At 71.3% G+C, this 19,466-nt stretch carries 11 protein-coding genes; 2 read left to right on the top strand and 9 right to left on the bottom strand.

Annotated elements, in window-relative coordinates; all coding sequences use genetic code 11:
* Positions 1–53 precede the first annotated feature (53 nt).
* A complete protein-coding gene (locus tag AC3WOE_RS27450; RefSeq protein WP_492695123.1) occupies positions 54–1,781 on the top strand; it encodes a hypothetical protein in 1,728 nt (575 codons plus the stop codon).
* A gap of 139 nt (positions 1,782–1,920) precedes the next feature.
* Complete coding sequence (locus AC3WOE_RS27445) at positions 1,921–2,475, top strand: PEP-CTERM sorting domain-containing protein (RefSeq protein ID WP_492695121.1); 555 nt, start codon at positions 1,921–1,923, stop codon at positions 2,473–2,475.
* Here AC3WOE_RS27445 and AC3WOE_RS27440 read toward each other — a convergent pair.
* The 9 genes from AC3WOE_RS27440 to AC3WOE_RS27400 all read right to left on the bottom strand — a co-directional run bounded on the left by AC3WOE_RS27440 (position 2,465) and on the right by AC3WOE_RS27400 (position 19,402).
* Entirely contained in the window at positions 2,465–3,388 is a 924-nt protein-coding gene (locus tag AC3WOE_RS27440) for a DUF3616 domain-containing protein (RefSeq protein ID WP_492695120.1), read from the bottom strand. The genes AC3WOE_RS27445 and AC3WOE_RS27440 overlap by 11 nt on opposite strands.
* A complete protein-coding gene (locus tag AC3WOE_RS27435; protein WP_492695118.1) occupies positions 3,388–5,217 on the bottom strand; it encodes an aminopeptidase P family protein in 1,830 nt (609 codons plus the stop codon). The genes AC3WOE_RS27440 and AC3WOE_RS27435 overlap by 1 nt, the downstream gene beginning before the upstream one ends.
* A gap of 126 nt (positions 5,218–5,343) precedes the next feature.
* Entirely contained in the window at positions 5,344–6,018 is a 675-nt protein-coding gene (locus tag AC3WOE_RS27430; RefSeq protein ID WP_492695116.1) for a Type 1 glutamine amidotransferase-like domain-containing protein, read from the bottom strand.
* 56 nt (positions 6,019–6,074) lie between these two features.
* A complete protein-coding gene (kynA, locus tag AC3WOE_RS27425; protein ID WP_492695114.1) occupies positions 6,075–6,902 on the bottom strand; it encodes a tryptophan 2,3-dioxygenase in 828 nt (275 codons plus the stop codon).
* 102 nt (positions 6,903–7,004) lie between these two features.
* Positions 7,005–8,258 carry a kynureninase gene (gene kynU / locus AC3WOE_RS27420; protein WP_492695113.1) on the bottom strand — a complete coding sequence of 418 codons (1,254 nt, stop codon included), beginning with the start codon at positions 8,256–8,258 and terminating at the stop codon, positions 7,005–7,007.
* Positions 8,255–8,899 (bottom strand): arylformamidase, encoded by a 645-nt coding sequence (kynB, locus tag AC3WOE_RS27415; RefSeq protein ID WP_492695111.1) that lies wholly within the window; start codon positions 8,897–8,899, stop codon positions 8,255–8,257. Before kynB ends, kynU begins: the two co-directional genes overlap by 4 nt.
* A 92-nt stretch (positions 8,900–8,991) precedes the next feature.
* Positions 8,992–12,108 (bottom strand): hypothetical protein, encoded by a 3,117-nt coding sequence (locus AC3WOE_RS27410; RefSeq protein ID WP_492695109.1) that lies wholly within the window; start codon positions 12,106–12,108, stop codon positions 8,992–8,994.
* Positions 12,105–17,432 (bottom strand): hypothetical protein, encoded by a 5,328-nt coding sequence (locus AC3WOE_RS27405; protein ID WP_492695108.1) that lies wholly within the window; start codon positions 17,430–17,432, stop codon positions 12,105–12,107. Before AC3WOE_RS27405 ends, AC3WOE_RS27410 begins: the two co-directional genes overlap by 4 nt.
* A 317-nt stretch (positions 17,433–17,749) precedes the next feature.
* Positions 17,750–19,402: a chitinase gene (locus AC3WOE_RS27400; RefSeq protein ID WP_492695106.1), complete on the bottom strand. Its 1,653-nt coding sequence runs from the start codon at positions 19,400–19,402 to the stop codon at positions 17,750–17,752.
* Positions 19,403–19,466 lie beyond the last annotated feature (64 nt).

The raw sequence follows: 19,466 nt of genomic DNA, 5'->3' as shown, positions 1-19,466 counted from the left end.
GGGGCAGGGCGCTCCCGCCTAGGCTCCTCGCATCGCCAGGGAGTCTCCAACAAATGCCTCAGTCTTCTTCCAGTCGCGTCCGCCTGCCGTCGTGGCGCCTGTGTCTCTTGTCGCTGTGCGTGCTGGCCTCCTGTTCGGGCCTGCCCCTGCAGGTGGACCGCAGCGCGCGCGCGCCGCGGCTGGAGGGCTATGGCAGCGTCGACCTCGCCGTGACGACGCGCTCGGACGAAGCCCGCCGCCTCTTCGACCAGGGCATGGCCCAGGCCTATGCCTTCAACGAAGTCGAGGCGGTGCGCATGTTCAAGGCCGCACTGGCGGCCGACCCCGACTGCGCGCTGTGCGCCTGGGGCGTGGCCTGGCAGCTCGGGCCCAATATCAATGCGCCCGACCGCGGCGACCTGGCCGAGGCCAAGCGCTATGTGGACCTGGCGGTGCGCCTGCGTGCGAATGCCAGCCCGCGCGAGCGCGACTTGGTCGACGCGATGGCACTGCGCTATGGCCATGCCAGCCAGAAGGCCACGGTCGCGGTGCTGACGGCGCCGGTCTGCGGCCAGAAGTCGGGCGGTTCGGCCAAGCGCGCCGACCCGCTGGACGTGGCCTATGCCGACCGCCTGCATGCGCTGGCCGATGGCGCGCCGGACGACCCTGACCTGCTGTCGATGTGGGCCGAGGCAGAGATGATCGCCACCCGTGGCGACTGGTGGGATGACGATGCCGGTACGCCGAGCGGCCGCATCGGCACGCTGGCGACGCGGCTGGAAGCAGCTGTGGCCCGCCACCCGCAGCACACCGGCGTCAACCACTACCTCATCCACGCGGTGGACACGCCTCGCCAGGCGCATCGCGCCCTTCCCGCGGCCGAGCGCCTCGGTGCTCTCGCGCCGCAATCGCCCCATCTGGTGCATATGCCCGCGCACACCTTCGGTCTGCTGGGGCGCTATGCCGATGCCGCTGCCGTCAACGAGCGTGCCCTCGCTCTAGATGATGCGCGCGAAGCCGAACTGCAGCGCCAGGGCTTCAGCGCCGGCAAGGACTGGCGCGGCCACAACGGCTCCTATCTGTGGTTCGCGCCGCTGATGCAGGGGCGCGGTGACGTGGCGCTGGCCAATGCGCGCAAGGGTGCTGTGCGGGCCGAACAGTGGACCTTTGCGTATGGGGAATACCTGCGCAGCCTGCCCCTGCTGACGCTGATGCGGCTGGAGCGCTGGGACGCCGTGCTGGCCGAACCCTTGCCCAGCGACAAGCACGGCATCGCTCTCGTGCTCGGGCAGCAGGCGCGCGGCGTGGCTCTGGTGCGCACAGGTCGCCTGGAGGATGCCAGGCAGGCCTACGCGCAGGTCGTGCCTGTGGCCGACCGGCTGGTCAAGGAGAACGCTGGCGACGAGTACATGGACAAGGTGGTGCGGGGCCTGGCCCAGGTGGCCAAGGCAAGGCTGGGCGCCGAGATCGCGCTTGCCGAAGGACGCAGCGACGCCGCCTTCGAGCTGCAGGCCCAGGCCGTCGAGAACGGCAAGTTCGTCGACCGCAGCGAGCCGCCCATGCTGGCCGCCGGCTCGCGCCTGGCCCTGGGCGACATGCAGCTCAAGGCCGCGCGCTGGACCCAGGCCGAGGCGAGCTTTCGCGCCGACCTGGCCGAGCACCCCACCAGCGGCTGGGCCCTGCGCGGCCTGCTGCAATCGCTGCAGGCCCAGGGCAAGCCGGCAACAGAAGTGGCCCCAGTGAAGGCGCAACTGGCCACCAGCTTCGGGGGGGCGGACACGGCACTCAAGCCGTCGCTTTGAGCGCTGCAAAGCGTCAGCACTCGCGCATGTAGTGCCCGATACGGCCCGGCGGTTCCCCGGCGGGGGGCCAGTGCCTCGGGGGTAGAGGCGATGGGGAAGTGCCTCTAACTTGGACATGTCTTCAACCCGGGAGCCCCCCATGTCCTTCGCTTCATCCCTCCTCACCCGCGCCGCCGCCGTCCTTGCCCTGAGCCTGGGCGCGGGCGCCGCCCTTGCCAGCCCCGTGACGCTGGAACTCAAGGCCTCAGGCTTTCAGAACGCCGGCACGCAATGGCCTGGCTTCGATGGCGAGATCGATGCCCGCCTGACCTGGGACACGGCCAACAAGGCCGATCCCATCGCCAGCTTCCTCAGCATCGACATCGAGATTGCCGGCCACCAGTACACGATGGCCGAAGTCGGCATCGCCAACCAGGGCGCGACCCAGACCGCCATCGGCGCCCTTGTGCGCGGCGCCAACGCCGTCGTCGGCGATGGGGCCTTCAACGACTTCCTCATCGTCTTCGATCGCGTCAACCCCTTCGTCAACGCCTTTGCCTATTCCATCCAGGGCAAGACCAATGCGATCTGGTGGAGCCCGACGACCACCAGTGCGGCCTACGTCGACACCAACAGCGTGCCGGAGCCGGCGACCCTGGCCCTGCTGCTGCCGGCGCTGGCTGCGTTGATGCTGTGCCGCAGGACTAAGGCTTGATGTCGATGGCGCGGAAGGCGCGCTTGGACTTGTCGGCGTCCTTGCAGGCCTTTTTGCCCACCATCACGCCGCCGTCGTCGCTGAGCAGGGTGAGCTGCCCGTCGGGCCAGGCGAACAGCGCCTCGGGCCTCAATGTGCCCAGTTCGGCCTTGACGGGCACGGGCATGTCGTTGGGTTTGCCGCTCCAGCGGAACAGGGCGAACGTGCCTTCGTCGGCCGGCGGGCCGGCGACGATGAGATAGCTGCTGCCGATGCGGTCGATGGAGCGCACGCCGCGCCCGCCCAGGTCCAGGCGGATGGCGCTGCCGAAGTGCGCCGGGCCTTTGCCGGCCACGAGATCGGCCGGGTTCAGCAGCGGGATGACGAGGGCGCGCCCCTGCGGGATGGGATTGCGCAGGCCGATCAGCAGGCTGCCATCGGGCGCCGCCGCCAGGCCTTCGATGTTGAAGCCGCCTTCCGCCTCGGCTGCGCGGCCGGCCGCGTCGGCCAGCTTCAGCGGCGCGACCGCCGGCGCGGCGAGCAGGTCGATCAGCAGCGACGTATAGGGCTTGCCGATGGCTTGGACCGTCGCACCGCGGATCTCGGTGGCGAAGAAGCGCTGCCGGTCTTCTCTCACCTTGCCCGCGCTGTTGCGCGCATGCGAGCCAATCCAGTAGATGCGGTTGCCGACCTGGGCCGAGCCTTCGAGGTCGGCCTCCTTGTCGGTCTTCAGGAACTTGTCGAGCTCGACCTCTCCCACGGCCTTGGGCTGGCCGCGCCGGTAGATGGTCAGCCTGTTGTGCTCATCGTCGGCGACGACGAAATGGCCTGCGTCCAGGGCCACCGCCGCCGAGGCGTCGCACAGCCCTTCGTAGCGCGTCTGCGCACCGGCCGCCGCCGCCAGCAAGACCAGCAGGGCGGCGGCACTGCGCATCAGGCCGCCAGGGGCTGGGTGCGTTCGTTCAGCCAGGCCAGCGCGGCGCCACTGACCTTGGGCGCCAGGCGCTCGCGCACGGTCGCGTGGTAGTCGTTCAGCCAGGCGACCTCGTCGGCGCGCAGCAGGCTCGCGTCGATGCAGCTCGTGGCTATGGGGCAGAGCGTCAGCGTCTCGAACTCCAGCATCTCGCCGAAGGCGTTCTTCTCCGGCGTCTCGAGGGCCACGTTCATGACGAGGTTCTCGATGCGCACGCCCCACTGGCCCGGCCGGTACAGGCCCGGCTCGATGGAGGTGATCATGCCGACCTCCATGGCCATGGCCGGCTCGGCAATCGCCTTGCTGATGCTCTGCGGTCCTTCATGCACGTTCATGAAGTAGCCCACGCCATGGCCGGTGCCGTGACCGTAGTCCAGGCCGTGCTCCCACAGCGGCGCGCGGGCGATGGCGTCCAGCATGGGGCTGAGCGTGCCGCGCGGGAAGCGGGTGCGCGACAGGGCCAGCGTGCCCTTGAGCACCAGGGTGTAGTCGCGCTTCTGCGCGGCGCTGACCGTGCCGATGGGCCAGACGCGGGTGATGTCGGTCGTGCCGCCGAGGTACTGGCCGCCGGAGTCGATCAGCAGCAGGCCGTTGCCCTCGATGTGGGCGAAGGACTCGGGCGTGGCGCGGTAATGGGGCAGGGCGCCATTGGCCATCCAGCCGGCGATGGTGGAGAAAGACAGCCCGACAAAGCCCGGGCGGCGCTTGCGCGCGGCGGTCAGCCGGGTGTCGATGTCCAGTTCGCTCCAGCGCTCGCCGCGGGCCATCGAGGCCTCGAAGTCGGCATAGAACTCGCACATGGCCGCGCCGTCCTCGGCCATGGCCTCGCGGATGAACTCGGCCTCGGCGGCGGTCTTGCGGCTCTTCAGCAGGGTGCTGGGGTTGATCTGCTCGACGACGCTGACCGTGGCGGGCACGGCCTCGCGCAGGCCCAGGGTCACGCGGCGCGGGTCGATCAGCAGCTTGCTCGTGGCCGGCAGGGCGGCCAGGGCCTTGGCGGCCTGGTCATAGGGCGCGAGCTGGATGCCGTCGGCGGCCAGGCGTGCGGTCACGTCGGCCGGCACCTTGCCGTCGGCGATGAAGAGGCGGCCGCCAGGACCTTTGGATTCAGCGTCCAGCAGCAGGTGGGCGATGAAGACGGGGTTGCACTCGACGTCGCTGCCGCGCAGGTTCAGCAGCCAGGCCACGTCGTCGACGGTGGAGACGAGGTGGTGGGTGGCGCCCACGCTCGCCATCGCGGCGCGCACGCGGGCCAGCTTGTCGGCGCGGGCCACGACGGCCTGGGGCGGCTGATGTTCGTAGACGGGCTCGGTCGGCAGGCCGGGGCGGTCGTCCCAGGCGTCCTGCACCAGGTCGTGGTCGGTGCGCAGCGTGATGCCGGCGCGCTGCATGGCCGTGCGCAGGGCATTGGCCAGCGACAGGCCCAGCACCTGGCCGTCCACGGCCAGCACCTGGCCGGGCTTCAGCGTCTTGGCGATCCAGTCGATGTAGATCGTCGACGCGCCGGTGGCCATCTTCTCGAGCTGGATGCCGCTGCCGGCGATCTGCGCTTCGGCCTGGGCCCAGTAGCGACTGTCGGCGAACAGGGCCGCGCTGTCGCGTGTGACGACGAGGCTGCCGACGGAACCGGTGAAGCCCGACAGGTATTCGCGGCCCTGCCAGCGGCCGGGCAGGTACTCGGACAGATGCGGGTCGCTGGAGGGCACCAGCACGGCATGCGCGCCGGTGGCTTTCAGGGCGTCGCGCAGGCGCTCGATGCGCAGGCGGGTTTCATGGGTGCGGGTGTCCATGGCGTCAGGACCTCGGTCAGGGACCCGCGCCGGGTGGGCGCCGGGTCGTGGAAAGGGGTGGGCCGGATTGTAGGAGGCAGGCCCGGGGCATCCGGTAGGTCACGCCCCCCAAGTCTCCAGGGACTCTCAGCGGCCGAAAGCCTTCCACCGGCCTTCTGAAATGACCTCCACCCGGCCGTCCGCCACTTTGAGGGCGGTGTCGTCGTCGATGGCATAGGACGGGCAGCCGATGTCGGCCGCCCAGACCTCGGCGGCAGCCATGCTGTTGTCGGGCCAGCCGGGATAGTCCAGGTGGGGAAAGATGGCGAAGTCGACGACGCCCAGGGCCTTGTCCTCGCCGGTGAGGGGCGGCTTGTTCTCGATGAAGGCCTCGCCGACCCTGGGGGCCATGACCATGCTGCCGGCGCTCAGGCCCACCCAGACCATGTCGGGCAGGGTGTTTAGCAGGCCGGCCAGACCGGACTGGCGCATCCAGTGGGCCAGGTAGAGGGCGTCGCCGCCGTTGACCAGCAGCACGTCGGCCTGGCGCACCCAGCCCTCCCAGCGCGACCGGTCGATGCTGGGCAGCGCGGTCAGTTCCAGAACGCCGACCGACTTCCAGCCCAGCTCGGCCATGGGCGTGGAGGCCTGGGTGCCGCTGATGAAGCGCCAGGTGTTCTCCGGCGTGCCGTAGGGGTGGCCGTACAGCGCCGTCGGGATGCACAGGGCATGGCACGCCTCGATGGGCTTGCCCAGCAGGTCCAGCAGGGCGGTGTGGATGCTGGGGTTGCGGATGCCGGCGGAGGTGAGCAGGAGTTTCATCGTGGCCTTTCAACGGGTTCGTCGTGGACGACGAACGACCTGGCCTCGGATCGACATCAGAGCTCGGTGCGCAGCGTCCACAGCTCCGGGAAGAGCACCACGTCCAGCATCTTGCGCAGATAGCTGACGCCCCCCGTGCCGCCGGTGCCGCGCTTGAAACCGATGACGCGCTCCACGGTCGTCACGTGGCGGAAGCGCCAGAGGCGGAAGGCGTCCTCCAGGTCGACCAGTTCCTCGCCCATCTGGTAGAGGTCCCAGTGCTTCTCGGGCGCGCGGTAGACGGTCAGCCAGGCCTGCTTGACGCCCTCGTCGGCCACATGCGGCTGGGTCCAGTCGCGGTCGAGGTTGGCGGCCGGCACGGCGATGCCGCGGCGGGCCATCAGCTTCAGCGCCTCGTCGTAGAGCGACGGTGCCTCGAAGGCGGCCTTCACCTGGGCCAGCAGGTCGGGCCGGTGTTCGTGGGGCTTGAGCATGGCGGCGTTCTTGTTGCCCAGCATGAACTCGATGCGCCGGTACTGGGCGCTCTGGAAGCCGCTGCTCTTGGCGAGATAAGGCCGCACGGCGCTGTACTCGGGCGGCGTCATGGTCGCCAGCACATCCCAGGCATGGACGAGCTGCTCCATGATGCGCGACACCCGCGCCAGCATCTTGAAGGCCTCGGGCAGGCGGTCGGCCGCCACGTTGGCGACGGCCGCGTGCAGCTCGTGCAGCATCAGCTTCATCCACAGCTCCGAGGTCTGGTGCTGCACGATGAAGAGCATCTCGTTGTGGTCGGGCGAGAGCGGCTTCTGCGCGTTCAGGATGGCGTCGAGCTGGAGATAGTCCCCGTAGCTCATGTCCTTGGAGAAATCGAGCTGGGCGCCGTGGTGATCGATGGTTGCCATGGGATTGCGTAGTGCCTTACCGAGTGACTGCCGTGGAGCCGGCTTTGCCGGGCCACTGGCAGTGCCCCCTTGAGGGGGCTCGCGAAGCGAGTAGGGGGTGGGTCAAGTCACCTTCGAGCGACTGGTGAACTGGGGCGCGTCCCAGGTCTTCTTGTCGAGGATGTCGACGAGCACGTCCACGGCGCGTGCCACGTCGGCAAAGCCGTTGTACAGCGGCGCGAAGCCGAAGCGCAGCAGCTCCGGTTGGCCGGCGCGGAAGTCGCCGATGACGCCCTGATGGATGAGCGCCTGCATCACGGCATAGCCGTCGATGCCCCTGGGCAGCGCGAAAGACACCTGCGAGCCGCGCAGGGCGGCGTCGCGCGGCGTGGCGATCACGGCACCGGGCACGCGGGCTTCCACCTTGTCAATGAAGGCCTCCGTCAGCGCCAGCGACTTGTTGCGCAGCGCCTTCATGCCGCCGAGCTTCTGGGCCGCGTCGAAGACGTCCAGGGCCGTGTCCAGGCCGGTCATGGCCAGCACCGCGGGCGTGCCGCACTGGTACTGCTGGATGCCTGGTGCGGGCTGGTATTCGCTGTCGAAATCGAAGGGGTTGGCGTGTCCCAGCCAGCCGGTCAGCGGCTGCCAGACCTGGCCTTCGTGGCGCGGGTGCATCCACACGAAGGCCGGTGCGCCGGGGCCGCCGTTGAGGTATTTGTAGCCGCAGCCGATGGCGAAGTCGGCGGCGCTGCCCAGCAGGTCGATGGGCACGGCACCGGCGCTGTGCGCCAGGTCCCACACGGCCAGCGCGCCGGCCTGGTGGGCCCAGCGCGTCAGCAGGGCCATGTCGTGCATGCGGCCGCTGCGGTAGTTCACGTGCGTCAGCATCAGCACGGCGCAGCGCTCGTCCAGCAGCGGCGGGATGTCCTCGGGCGATTCGGTCAGGATCAGCTCGCCGCCGTGGGCCCGCACCACGCTCTGGGCGATGTAGTTGTCGGTCGGGAAGTTGCTGCGCTCGCTGATCACCACGCGGCGCTTGCCCTGCTGCAGTTGCAGGGCCGCGTGCAGCACCTTGTAGAGGTTGACGGAGGTCGAGTCCGCCACCAGCACCTCGCCGGGCCGCGCGCCCAGCCACGGCGCGAGGCGGTCGCCCAGGCGGCGCGGCAGGTCGATCCAGCCGGCGCTGTTCCAGCTCTTGATCAGGCCCTGGGCCCATTCCTGTTCCACCGCGCGCTGGATGCGCCCCGGCGTGGCCTTGGGGCAGGCGCCCAGCGAGTTGCCGTCCAGGTAGGTGATGCCGTCCGGCAGCGTGAACAGGTCGCGCAGGCTGCGCAGCGGGTCGGCGGCATCGAGCCGCTTGGCGTCTTCGAGATTCATGGCTTCAGTTCCCTCAGGATGGCGCGCACCGGGGAGGCGCAGGCGCCTTGTAATTTCAGGGGCAGGGCGATCAGTTCGTAGTCGCCCGCGGGCACGGCGTCCAGCACCAGGTTCTCCAGCACGCGCAGGTCGTGGCGGCGCAGTTGCTGGTGACTGTCCAGCACCTTGGAGTCGGCCGGGTCCACGCTGGGCGTGTCGATGCCGATCAGGCGCACGCCGCGCGCGGCCAGCCACTCGACGGCCTCGGGTGCGTAGGCGGTGAAGCCGGGGTTCCACACCGTGTCGGCCTGCTCGCAGACGCGCACCAGCACGCGCGGCGGCAGCTGCTCTTCAGCGTGCTGCAGGTGTTCGACGGTGATCAGCGGCGTGGCGCCTATGGCATGGATGACGCGGCAGCGGCCGAGATAGGTGTCCAGCGCCACCTCGGCGATGGCGGGCGCGTCGTTGGCGTAGTGCAGCGGCGCATCCGCATGCGCGCCGACGTGGGGGCTCATGGTGATGGCGCTCAGGTTGACCGGGCAGCCGGGCGACAGCTGGGCCGTCCAGCGCAGGCTGTAGGGCTCGTCGCCCGGGAAGATGGGCGCGTCGGGGGCGACGGTGGGGGAGATGTCCCAGATTCGAAGTGATGCGTTGGAGCTCATGGCGGCGGCACCATAGCGTCGCGGGGGATGGCGTGGTGTCGGTTAAATCCAACTCCCTGTCAACCCAGGCGCCGCCGACGGCGGCCTTGCCATCACACCGGCGTTGCCATCATCCTCAGCTGCGGCGCCTCACGGCCGACCGGGTCCACCAGCACCAGGGCCACCTGCAGGGCGGGCACGGCCGGCGCGGCGCACTCGATGACGAGGTCCAGGGCACCGCTGTCGAGCGGCACCGGGTCGGGCTCGGGCACCCAGTCGCCGTCGTCCAGCTTCAGATGCAGGTTGACCGCGAAGCCGCCGACCGCGCGCGGGTGGGCCAGCGGACCGCCGCGGATCTGCAGCGTCAGTCGCCAGCTGCCGGCCGCGGCTCCGGCCCCGACCGTCGCCGTCACGCTGCCGGCCGGCAGCGCGGGCGCATCCGCCGGCATGAACAGGGCCATCGCGGGCGCCGACGCCATGCTGAAGGCGCCCGGCGCGTTCTGGCGCTGCGCCGGCTGCAGCGGTTCGATGGCGCCGACGGGCAGCGCCACCTCGGCCACGCCGGGAGGCAGGCGGCGTTCAGGCGGCATGCGCACCTCGGCCCAGTAGTGGTAACGCACATAGGCGCTCAGGCCGTCGGGCGTCGGCGAATCGTCCACCTCGGCACTGAATTCGTCGCCGTCGCGCTGCAACAGGCCCCGGCCGATCTCGCGGGCGTAAAGGGCGTCGGGCACGCCGCCGCTGGCACGCCGCAGGCGGTACTCGGGCGCCTGCGCATCGGCGGCCGGCGGTTCGTCGAACAGCCCCGGCTCGGCGGCGCGCAGGGCCACCAGGTCCAGCCCCAGCGCACGCACCGTGACGGTGGCCACGCCGCTGAGCGGGTCGACGCGGGTCTCGACGCGCGGCGCGGGCGGGCGCCGGTCGCTGGGCACGGCCACCGGCAGCAGCGGGCAGCTCTCGAAAGCCGCCTCGTTGCCCTGGCTGCTCAGCGGCACGAAGCGCAGGAACTGCACGGTCTCCAGCGCCCGCGGCAGGCGGGTGTCGAACAGCACGCGGCCGTCTCCCCCGGGCTGCAGCGGTGTGTCGGTCAGCAGGCGAAAGCGCTCGCGCCGGCCCAGGCCCGCCAGGCCCTGTTGGGCGCCGTCGACGGCCACCTCGGCGCGCGTGCGCGGCCGGTCGCCTTCCATCAGCGCGATCTCCAGGCCACGCGCATCCGCCAGATAGGCGCGGTAGCGGGCACCGGCCACGCCGGTGAAGCGCAGCCTGAACTCGACATCGCTGGCCGGCGCCGGCCGGCTGCTCCAGACGATGGCGATGCCGGTCTGCGGCACCGGCGGCGTGCGCGGGTCGTGGATGACGAGGGTCTGCGCCACGGCAGGGCCGGACGTGGCCTGGTCGTCTTCGAAATTCGCCGTCGCCGTCAGCGCGCGGCTTTCCATCGGCAACAGGGCCGGCAGCTCGAAATCGAAGTGCAGCACACCGCCGTCCTGCGGCGCCGGCGCATCCTGCAGCGCGCCGTCGAAATCGATGACGACGCGAGCCAGCGGGCGCGAACCCGCCGTCATCTCGTGCAGGGCCGGCACCACCACCGTCCATCGCACGCTGCCCGCCACGGCGGCCGCATCGCCGGCGGCCCTCGTGGCCAGCACCAGATGGGATCGCAGCACCGGCTGCGGCACGGGCGGCCGCGGCGGTGTCGGCACGCTGATGTCGGTGGCGGCGCCGAAGCGGCCGAACACGTCGGCCAGGGCCACGCGGTAGGTCCACGGCGCGTTGTCGGCATCGATGTCGGCATCCGACACGATGCCGAAGACGCCGTCGTTCAGCTTGTCGGCGTTGCCCAGCATGCGCGGCGCTGCCCGCTGCGCCGGATCGGCCTCCGGCGTGGCGACGGTCAGGTCGACGATGTCATGGCGCGTCTGCCAGCCGTCGGCCTGCAGCCGGCCCAGCGCCACCAGGGTGGCCAGCGGCGGCGTGGCGATGCGCAGCTGCTGGCGGAATCTGAAGCTCGGGCCCTCGTCCTCGCGCTGCCAGCCCGCATCGCCCAGCTGCACCTGCGGCGCCGCCAGCAGGTCGGGCGGCGGCGCGGCCAAGGCGGGGGCCACCAGGGCGCGCAGGGTCAGGCCGTGGCGCTGCACGGCCAGTTCGGCCGGGCGACGCAGGCCGGGCTGCAGCTGCATCAGCCGCTCGATCAGGCGCAACTCCATCGCGTCGGGGTCGGGCAACTCGAAGCGCATCGCCGGGCCGACGGCGAACAGGCCGGCCGCCAGCCAGCCGCGGGCGCCCGGCAACTCGAAGGGGTTGGCCGGCACCGGCAGGTCGTCCAGCAGCGCGGCGGTGCCCAGGTAGCGGCCCGCGCCGACGTCCAGCGCCTTCATCATCAGGCTGGCTTGCACCCATTCGGTGGCGCGTTGCCAGGGACGGCGTTTGCCGTCGACGGCCACGGCGGCGTTCCAGAGGTGGACGCGCTGCACCAGCGAGGGGGGCACGGCGGCGTCGCCCACCAGGCGCTGCGCGTCGTCGTCCAGGTCGGCCTGGAAGGCGGCCACGCGCGCCCGCTCGGCGGCGGGCGGCAGCGGGTCGAAGGGGCCGTCGGGCCGGTCGGGCCGCGTCCAGCGCTTCGGCGCCCCGCGTTCGGCGCGCTGCAGCGCCGCGTCGGGCCCTTCGCCGCCCGCATACCAGGGCTGGTCGCCATCGACAGGCAGGGACAGGCTGGCAAACGGCCGCTGGTTGAGGATGGCCTCCACCGCGCGCCCGGCCGAGATCACCCAGCCCTGCAGCGTGACCGGGCCGTGCCCGCGCAGCCGCACGCCGGTGATCTGCGGTGCCGCCACGAGCCAGCGCAGGGCCGAGCGCGCCGCGATGACACGGCTGCCGCTGCGGTCCATCAAGGCCAGCTCGCCGCCACCGCGAAAGCGCGCCTCGATGCCGACCAGCCGGCTGTCGCTCGGCGCCTCGGGCTGGCGTCGGCCGAAGAGCTCGCCGCCGGCGGCGTCGAGGTCCGGCGCGGGCAGCGGCTTGCCGCCACGCGTCATCCAGTCCATGGCGACCGCCTCGGTCGTGAACGCCTCCACGGGCCACACCAGGAAGGGTGCCAGCGGAAAGCCGAGTGCGGCCGACGGGAACAGTCGCAGGTGCGTGCCCTTTTGCAGCTCGGGGTCGCTGGCGTTGATGCCGGCGGCGGCCGCATGGGCCGAGAAATAGCGCGGATCGACAAGCCAGCTGGTCATGCGGCCTCCTCGGCAAAACTCGGTTGCAGCGGGATCTCGAGCAAGCCCTGCAGCGGCTTGACCGGTTTGGCGATGGGTCGGTCGGTGCAGACCAGGCGCAGCTTGGGACTGACCCAGGGGAAACCGATGCCGCGCCGCGTGCGCCGCGGCACGAAGGGCGCCGACGTGGCGAACAGCAGCCGCGAGCCGCTGCGGTCACGCAGCCTCACATTGAAGTTGGCGCTGCTCGCGCCGCTCAACAGCTGCAGGTCGTTCACGTCGAAGCGGCCGTCCCTCACCACGGGTTCGGGCGACTCGATCAGCACGCCGGCGCAACGCCAGGGCGTCGCCGCGGCGGCCGGCGGCAGCCATAGCAGGCTGATGCGCGGCGCGCTGGCGACGGGCCAGCCGTCCAGGCCCAGGCTGTCCAGGAAGGCATCGAAGGCGGCGTCGTCACCGCTGCTGACCTGGGCTGCCAGCACCGTACCGGGTGGCAGCGCCACGCCGCCCTGCGGGTGGCCCGCCGGGCCGCCGATGGGGAAATGCAGGCCCGCCAGCATCTCGGTGCCGTCGGCCCAGCGCGAGGTCCTGAAGCTCACGCCGGGCAGGCGCCCGTCCGCCACGCCGGGTCGCTTGGACTTGGCCAGCGCGAACACCTCGTACCAGGTGTCACGCGTGAGCTTCACGTCCATGCGCATGTCCACCACATTGGGTGCCAGGCCGCAGGTCGAGGCGAGATAGGCGTCGGCGACGACGGCGGCGCTGCCGGCCAGCTGCGCGCTGCTGCTGGCCCAGGCGAGCTTGGGCACGAGCAGCTGGTCGGGCTCGACCTCTTCGGGCTGGTCGAGCCGGCGCAGGCCGCACAGCAGCTCGTACTGGTAGGCGGCGGCCAGCAGGGCCACGTGCCCGGGTGCGAAGCGCATGCGCACGGGGTCGCTGGCAAAGCGGTGCAGCTCGCTCTGCGCCGGCTCGTAGCCCAGCAGATGGCGCTCCAACATGGTGGGGTCGAAGAAGTCGCGCTTGCGGTGGATCAGCTCGACATAGGCGGACGTGCTGACCGCCGGCTTGCCGCCCGCGCCGAGCAGCGGTGCGGTGCGGAACCAGTACTGGCGCAGGACGTCGGTGCTGCCATCGGCGGCCTGGGTCACGAGCACCTGCTTGTTGCCCTTGTCGTCCACCTCGTACAGCGTGCCCGACCAGCGCATGCGCACGTCGATGCGGTACAGCCGGCCGGGGTCGAGCACGGCGCGGCGCGTAGTCGATGGCAGAGCGTCGGGCCCGGGTGGCCCGTCGGTGGCGGCCTTCTTCTGCTTGGCAGCTTCGGCCGCGGCGGCGGCATTGCTGGCTGCTGCGGCCGCGGCGGCCGACAGCGTGATGCCGCCCAGGGCCAGCAGGCCCAGCCGCGTTCCGGCGGCACAGCTCGCCTCGATGAGTTTCACGGCGCCGCCGGCCGGGGGCTGCCAGCGCACCGCCAGCCAGCCGTCGCCCAGGTCGGCCTGCAGGTCGGGTGCCCAGCGGCGCCCCAGGTCGTCGATGACGATGAAGGGCTGCGCCCCGGCGGCGTTGGCCAGCCAATCCTGGGCGCGCACCACCAGCCACAGGCGCGGCTGGGTCAGGGCCTCGTCGGGCCGGATGCGCAGGTCGTGCCGCGGCGCCGTGCGCTGGAAGGCGAAGTCCACGCGCGGCGTGAGCTGCACGGCGCCCGGGTCCAGCCAGGCATCGAAGGTCCGCCCGTCCAGCGCCTGGGCCGCGAACGGCCACACGCGCGGCCCGGTGTAGCCCATGTGCAGGGGCAGCGCCGCCGCCGCGGACTTGTCGAGCAGCGCGGGCACCAGCCCCGGCTGGGTCAGCAGCAGCTCCACGCGCGCCCGCACCTGGCTTTGCAGCGGGTCGGTGCTGCGCGGGTCAGGTGGCAGTCGGTAGCCGCTGCCCTCGCGCGTGGCCGAGGCGCCCAGCGCCCAGCCGAAGCGCGCGCTGGCCTGCAGATGGCAGATGTCGGCGCGCGCCTGCAGCGGCGAGTCCGCCGGCCCCGCGCCGGCGTCGCCCAGCGCGTGCATCCACAGGTCGCCGTAGGGGGTGAGCAGGGCCAGCTCGGCAGGCTGCGGCTGGCCGCCGGCGTTGCCGAGCTTGCCGTCCAGCCAGGCGCTGCTGAAGGGACCGGCCACCGGCGCATCGCCCGCGGTGGCGTCGACCAGCGCGACGTCCAGCAGCTCCCAGTCGTAGTTGAGCAGCTCGCTGCCGATGGGCTTGGCGCGGCTGCCGCCTTCGGGGTAGCTGCCGGCGTCGGGGAATTGCGCCGACGCCAGGCTCAGCCGCGGCGCGGTGCTGAAGGCCAGCAGCGGGATGCTGTCGGGCCACACCGCCGTCTCGGCCGTCGCATCCCCGGGTTGGGCGGCCAGCGGCGTCAGGCGGTGGTAGTGGTCGTCCACCAGGGAATGCACCTGGCCGTCCAGCGGGTGCTCCGGTGCCGGCATGCTGGGCGGCGTCGGGTTGCCGTACTCCAGCGTCACGCACTTGTGGATCTCGTCGAAGAACAGGTCGATGCTGCCGCACAGCTGCGCCTTGACGTGGGGCGGTGAGCCGTCCACCAGCACCACGTTGATGGTGGCGTCTATGCCCACCGAGAAGATGCCGATGTGCAGGCCGCCGCCGATGGTGCCCACGCCGACGAAGCTCATCGGGTGGGTGGCCACCAGGATGTCGGCGCGCGCGAACACGTCGGCCCAGAGCACCGGCTTGAGGCCGTAGACGATGTCGAATCCGACGCCGAAGGCGATGACGAAGCTGCCCGGGCCGAAGCTGTAGGGCCCGCCGCGCGGCCACTTGGTGATGCCGTTGCCGCGCATCATCAGGTAGGCGTCGGAGCTCTGGCCGACGAGGTCGGGCAGGAAGATGGACCGCACCGGGCCGCGCTCGCGGCTCTCGCTGGGCGCATTGCCGGTGTAGCCGTCGGCACCGAGATGGATGAACCAGGCCGCCGAGTGCGTCGGGAAATGCGCGCCCACCGGCACGATGGTGGTCAGGATGTGGGGGATCTCGTACTTGCCTTCGACGGCGATGGTGACGCCATCGGCCGGGTCCACCAGGATCACGCCCTTGGCCTGCAGCAGCGACAAGGGGTCGTTGTCGCCGCGCGCGATCTTCATGCGCGGGCCCATGTAGCGGCCCTCGACCGAGCCGCGCACGATGATGTCGGGCGTGGTCACGAACAGGCCGGCGCGGGCGCTGAAGGTGAAGCCCATGTCGGGCGCGGTGCCGATGACGGCTTCCAGGCCGAAGCTGAAGGCGCCCGGGTCGTCCTCGAACTGGTTGGGCTTGCGGTAGTCCCAGTCCAGCGCCGCCTGTACCGGGTCATCGCCGGGCGGCACGCGATTGGGTCTGGCATTGATCGCGAACATGCCGCCCACGCCATAGATCGCCAGGCCGGAATTGCCCAGCGGCAGCGGTCCGGGCAAGTCCACGCCGAGGGCCAGCTTGAGCAGTTCGCCCTCGGTCTCGACCTCGGCGCTGGCGCCCAGGTTGCCCAGCGGCATGATGCTGGCTTCCATCGCGGCGCGAAAGCCGTCGGGCGTCAGCGCCACCGAGCCGCTGCCGCTGATCATGGGGTCCAGCGCGATAGAGGCCGCCAGCCCACGCAGCTCGCCGCTCAGCTTGCCACTGTCATCCAGCGTGCCGCGGATGGTGGCGCCGCTGACCTTCACCGGCCCGAGGTCGAGCTTGAAGCGCAGGTCGACCTCGATCCACATCGAGCCCCGGCCCGAGCGCGTGCCCAGCACGTCGAACAGCGAGCCCGGCCCCTGCACCAGCCAGCCGCCGGGGTCTTCCACCTCCAGCGAGCTGCGGGCGTAGTCGAGATGGAATTTCTCCAGCCCCGGCTTGCTCGGGTCGATGCTCAGCACCACCTCACGCACCCGCACGCGCAGCGGCTGGTCGGGCTGCATCTGCACCGACAGCACGCCCACGTCGATGCCGGTGACGGTGGCCGCCACCGAATAGTCGAGCTTGAGCCTCACGGTCTTGCCGGCCGGCAGCATGCCGCCGGTGCTCATCAGTTCGGCGCCGTGCAGCACCAGCTCGCCGTGCTCCAGGAAGCTCGACAGCCCCGTTGCCGCCACCAGCAGCGTCTGCAGCACCACGCCGGTGCCGTCGCCATCGGGCGCCTTCGTCTGCTGCGCGCCATGGGCGATCAGCGCGGTGGCCAGCGTGGCCGCGGTGACGGCGATCTTGGCGCCCAGGCCGCCGGGCGTGCTGTCGATCTTCAGCAGGCCGTCGGGCCCCTGGCTTTCCAGCGCCAGGCTCATCTCCGACGTGGGGGCCTCGCCGGCCAGCGCCGGCTTGCGGGCATAGCGCAGCCGCGCCAGCACCGGCACGCCGGCCGCGAAGCTCAAGGGCTTGCCGAAGTTCTCGTTGCGCCCCTGCAGCGGCAGCTCCATCACCGCCTCGACGAGGGTGGGCACGAAGCCGTCCAGCCCCGTGGCCGTCGGGTCGCGGCATTCGATGCGCACGTTGATGGCCGGCCGGTCGCCGTCGGCCGGCACCTGGGCCTGCACGATCAGGTCGATGCCCGGCGTGGGCGGCAGGCCGAGCTGCAGCCAGGCGTCCACCGCATGACCGCCCAGGAAGGGCACGCCGGGGGGCAGGAAGAAGCGTGCCCGGTTGACGGCGATGCCGTGCCAGGCGGGCGTGTCGGCCGGCGTGGCGAGGGCGACGCCGTCGACCACCACGCCATCGGCCGGGCCGGCATCGTCGGCGAAGTCCATGACGATGCCGTGGGTGAACTCGAAGCCGAAGCCGGTGCCGCCCAACAGCACCGTGGGCGGTTGCACCGCCAGCACGACGACGTCGTCGGGCGCCTCGCGGTTGGGCGACAGGCTCAAGCTCACGCTGCCGCCGGCCTTGCCTTGCAGCACCAGGAAGAGGCCGCTGCCGACGATCTGCACCGGCGGGTTGGCCGGGTCGGCCGTCAGCGACTGACCGTCCGCCGCCAGCGTGGCCGCCACCAGGCCATGCGACGGCAGCGAGCGCAGCAGATTGAACAGCGGCCGCGGCGCGCCGTCCTGCAGCGACACCGCCAGCCGAAAACCGCTGCGCGCATTCACGGGGCCGTCGAAGGACAGGAAATAGCTGCGCTCGGGGTTGACCAGCGGCGGCGGGATCAGGTTCAGGTTGAAGACGCCCAGGGCCTGCTCGGCGACGGCCAGCAGGGCCGTGCCTTCCTCGCTGTGGTCCGACAGCTGCGCCGTGGGGTCGATCTGCAGCGTTCGCAGCAGCGCGTCGATGGCAACGCTCGTGGTCAGCTGACCCAGCAGCCCCTCGTCGGACAGACGCTTGTTGATGCTCTGCATATGCCCATGCCTCACCTTGCAGTGGCCAATGCGTGCGCTGGCCCAGGCGGCGGACTGTTGAACCACGAGCGATCGCACGCCATCCCTCAAAACGCATCCGCAGGGCGGGTCCGTGGCTGCCCGCGCCGCGCGCCCGGGCGGTTGCGTCATGGGGCGCGACGGGGATTGCAGGGCCTTGCGGGCGGGCCGGCGCACCCCTGCGCGGGCCGGCAGGCGAGGGGGCTGGCGGCTAAGAGTTGATGACGCCGCGTGGGCCGCGCTCGGCAAGAAAAAGCCCGCCGGGCCGAAGCCGGGCGGGCCTTGCCGAGCTCAGGCGGTCAGGGCTTGGGCAGGGCGTTCAGATAGGCCTTGTGGTTGACCGAGAACTCGTTGCCGTTGTAGCGATCCCAGTTGATCGACCAGGTCATCACGCCGCGCAGGCCCAGCGTCGGCGTGCGTGGTGCATAGCTGCCGCAGTTGCGCAACTGGGTCAGGCAGTTCAGCGCCGCCTGCACGTCGGCCACGGAGGTGAAGCCACCGCCTGCATACGCGTTGGCCGGCAGGCCGATGGCGACCTGGTCGGGCCGCAGCGCCGGGAACTTGAAGCTCGTGCCCGCGACGGTGAAGCCGGTCAGCAGCATGTCGGTCATGGCGACATGGAAGTCGGCCGTGCCCATGTTGTGGTACTGGTTGTCCAGCCCGGTGATGGGTCCCGAGTTGTAGTCCTGCACATGCAACAGGGTCAGGTCGTTGCGCAGCGCGTAGAGGACCGGCAGGTAGGCGCCGGCCCGCGTGTCGCAACCCGAGCAGGTGCCGCCGTAGAAGCTGTAGCCCAGTTGCACGAAGAAGGTCTCGGGCGCCATGGTCAGCACGAATTTGCTGCCATAGCGCGCCTTGAGCTGCTTCAGCGCGCTGATGAGGTTGACCACCACGGGCGTGGTCGGGCTGGCGACGTTGCTGTCACCCGCATTGAGCTGCAGCGAATGGCCCTCGAAGTCCACGTCCAGGCCATCCAGGCCCCAGCGGTCGATGATGCCGGCCACCGAGTTGACGAAGGCCGTGACTGCGGCGGTGCTCTCCAGCCTCACCTGGCCGTTGGCCCCGCCGATGGAGATCAGCACCTTCTTGCCCGCGGCCTGCTTGGCCTTGATGGCGGCCAGGAAGTCGGCATCGGACTCGACGTTGGGGCACTCGCCGACCGAGCAGCGCTTGAACGCCACCTCGCCCGAAGTGGCCGAGGTCGGCTCCGCGAAGGACAGGTTGATGTGGTCCCACAGGTCGCTGACGTCCGCCATGCGCACATAGCCCGAGCCGTTCGCGAAGCTGGCGTGCAGATAGCCCACCAGCGAGTGCGTGCCCGAAGGAGGCGGCGGGGGCGGAGGCGGAGGCGGAGGTGGAGGTGGTGGCGGAGGCGGAGGCGGAGGCGGAGGCGGAGGCGGAGGCGGAGGCGGAGGCGGAGGCGGGGGAGGGGGCGGAGGAGGCGGCGGCGGCGGGTTGCCACTGACGATGGTCCAGGGCTTGCCGCTGCCGGTCGGGCCGTTGTTGGTGCGCGGGTCCTCGCCGCGGGTCCACCAGTTGGCGCGGTAGGTCACGCCGGCGATGACCACGGTCTGGCCCTGGGTGTAGGCCGTGTTGGCATCCCAGGTGCTGCTGGGCGGCGGTGGCGGCGGGGGTGGGGGAGGAGGCGGCGGCGGTGGAGGGGGCGGTGGCGGCGTGCTGCCGTCGGCGGCGCCGATGTCCTGCCACAGGCTGGCATTGGTCGGGTTCCAGCCCGTGCTGGCGTAGTCGGTCTGGTTGACCAGGGCCTTGTAGTTGCGACCCTGGTAGGTGACCTGCGAGCCGGCAGCGTAATAGGTGTCGGCTTTCCAGGCCGGATAGCTCGCGGCATGCACGCTGAGGGCGAGCAGGCCACCGGCCAGCAGGCCGACGGCGCCGCGCACGCGCTTGAGCGGCGGGGGCGGAGGTTTGAGGGGCGGGAGGGCTCTTCGCATGATGGGTCTCAGCGGGGGGTGGATGGCCGCGCCGGGGCGTGGCCTTCGGGGCTGCGAGAACTAC

The organism is Roseateles sp. FW305-36 (assembly GCF_058787015.1).
Note: the sequence above shows the minus strand (reverse complement) of the source record. Positions and strands in the feature narration are given on the sequence as shown.

Bases quoted from the DNA above. Each gene is read 5' to 3' on its own strand.
- AC3WOE_RS27450 (WP_492695123.1), top strand. From the start codon at position 54: ATGCCTCAGTCTTCTTCCAGTCGCGTCCGCCTGCCGTCGTGGCGCCTG.
- AC3WOE_RS27445 (WP_492695121.1), top strand. From the start codon at position 1,921: ATGTCCTTCGCTTCATCCCTCCTCACCCGCGCCGCCGCCGTCCTTGCC.
- AC3WOE_RS27440 (WP_492695120.1), bottom strand. From the start codon at position 3,388: ATGCGCAGTGCCGCCGCCCTGCTGGTCTTGCTGGCGGCGGCGGCCGGT.
- AC3WOE_RS27435 (WP_492695118.1), bottom strand. From the start codon at position 5,217: ATGGACACCCGCACCCATGAAACCCGCCTGCGCATCGAGCGCCTGCGC.
- AC3WOE_RS27430 (WP_492695116.1), bottom strand. From the start codon at position 6,018: ATGAAACTCCTGCTCACCTCCGCCGGCATCCGCAACCCCAGCATCCAC.
- kynA (WP_492695114.1), bottom strand. From the start codon at position 6,902: ATGGCAACCATCGATCACCACGGCGCCCAGCTCGATTTCTCCAAGGAC.
- kynU (WP_492695113.1), bottom strand. From the start codon at position 8,258: ATGAATCTCGAAGACGCCAAGCGGCTCGATGCCGCCGACCCGCTGCGC.
- kynB (WP_492695111.1), bottom strand. From the start codon at position 8,899: ATGAGCTCCAACGCATCACTTCGAATCTGGGACATCTCCCCCACCGTC.
- AC3WOE_RS27410 (WP_492695109.1), bottom strand. From the start codon at position 12,108: ATGACCAGCTGGCTTGTCGATCCGCGCTATTTCTCGGCCCATGCGGCC.
- AC3WOE_RS27405 (WP_492695108.1), bottom strand. From the start codon at position 17,432: ATGCAGAGCATCAACAAGCGTCTGTCCGACGAGGGGCTGCTGGGTCAG.
- AC3WOE_RS27400 (WP_492695106.1), bottom strand. From the start codon at position 19,402: ATGCGAAGAGCCCTCCCGCCCCTCAAACCTCCGCCCCCGCCGCTCAAG.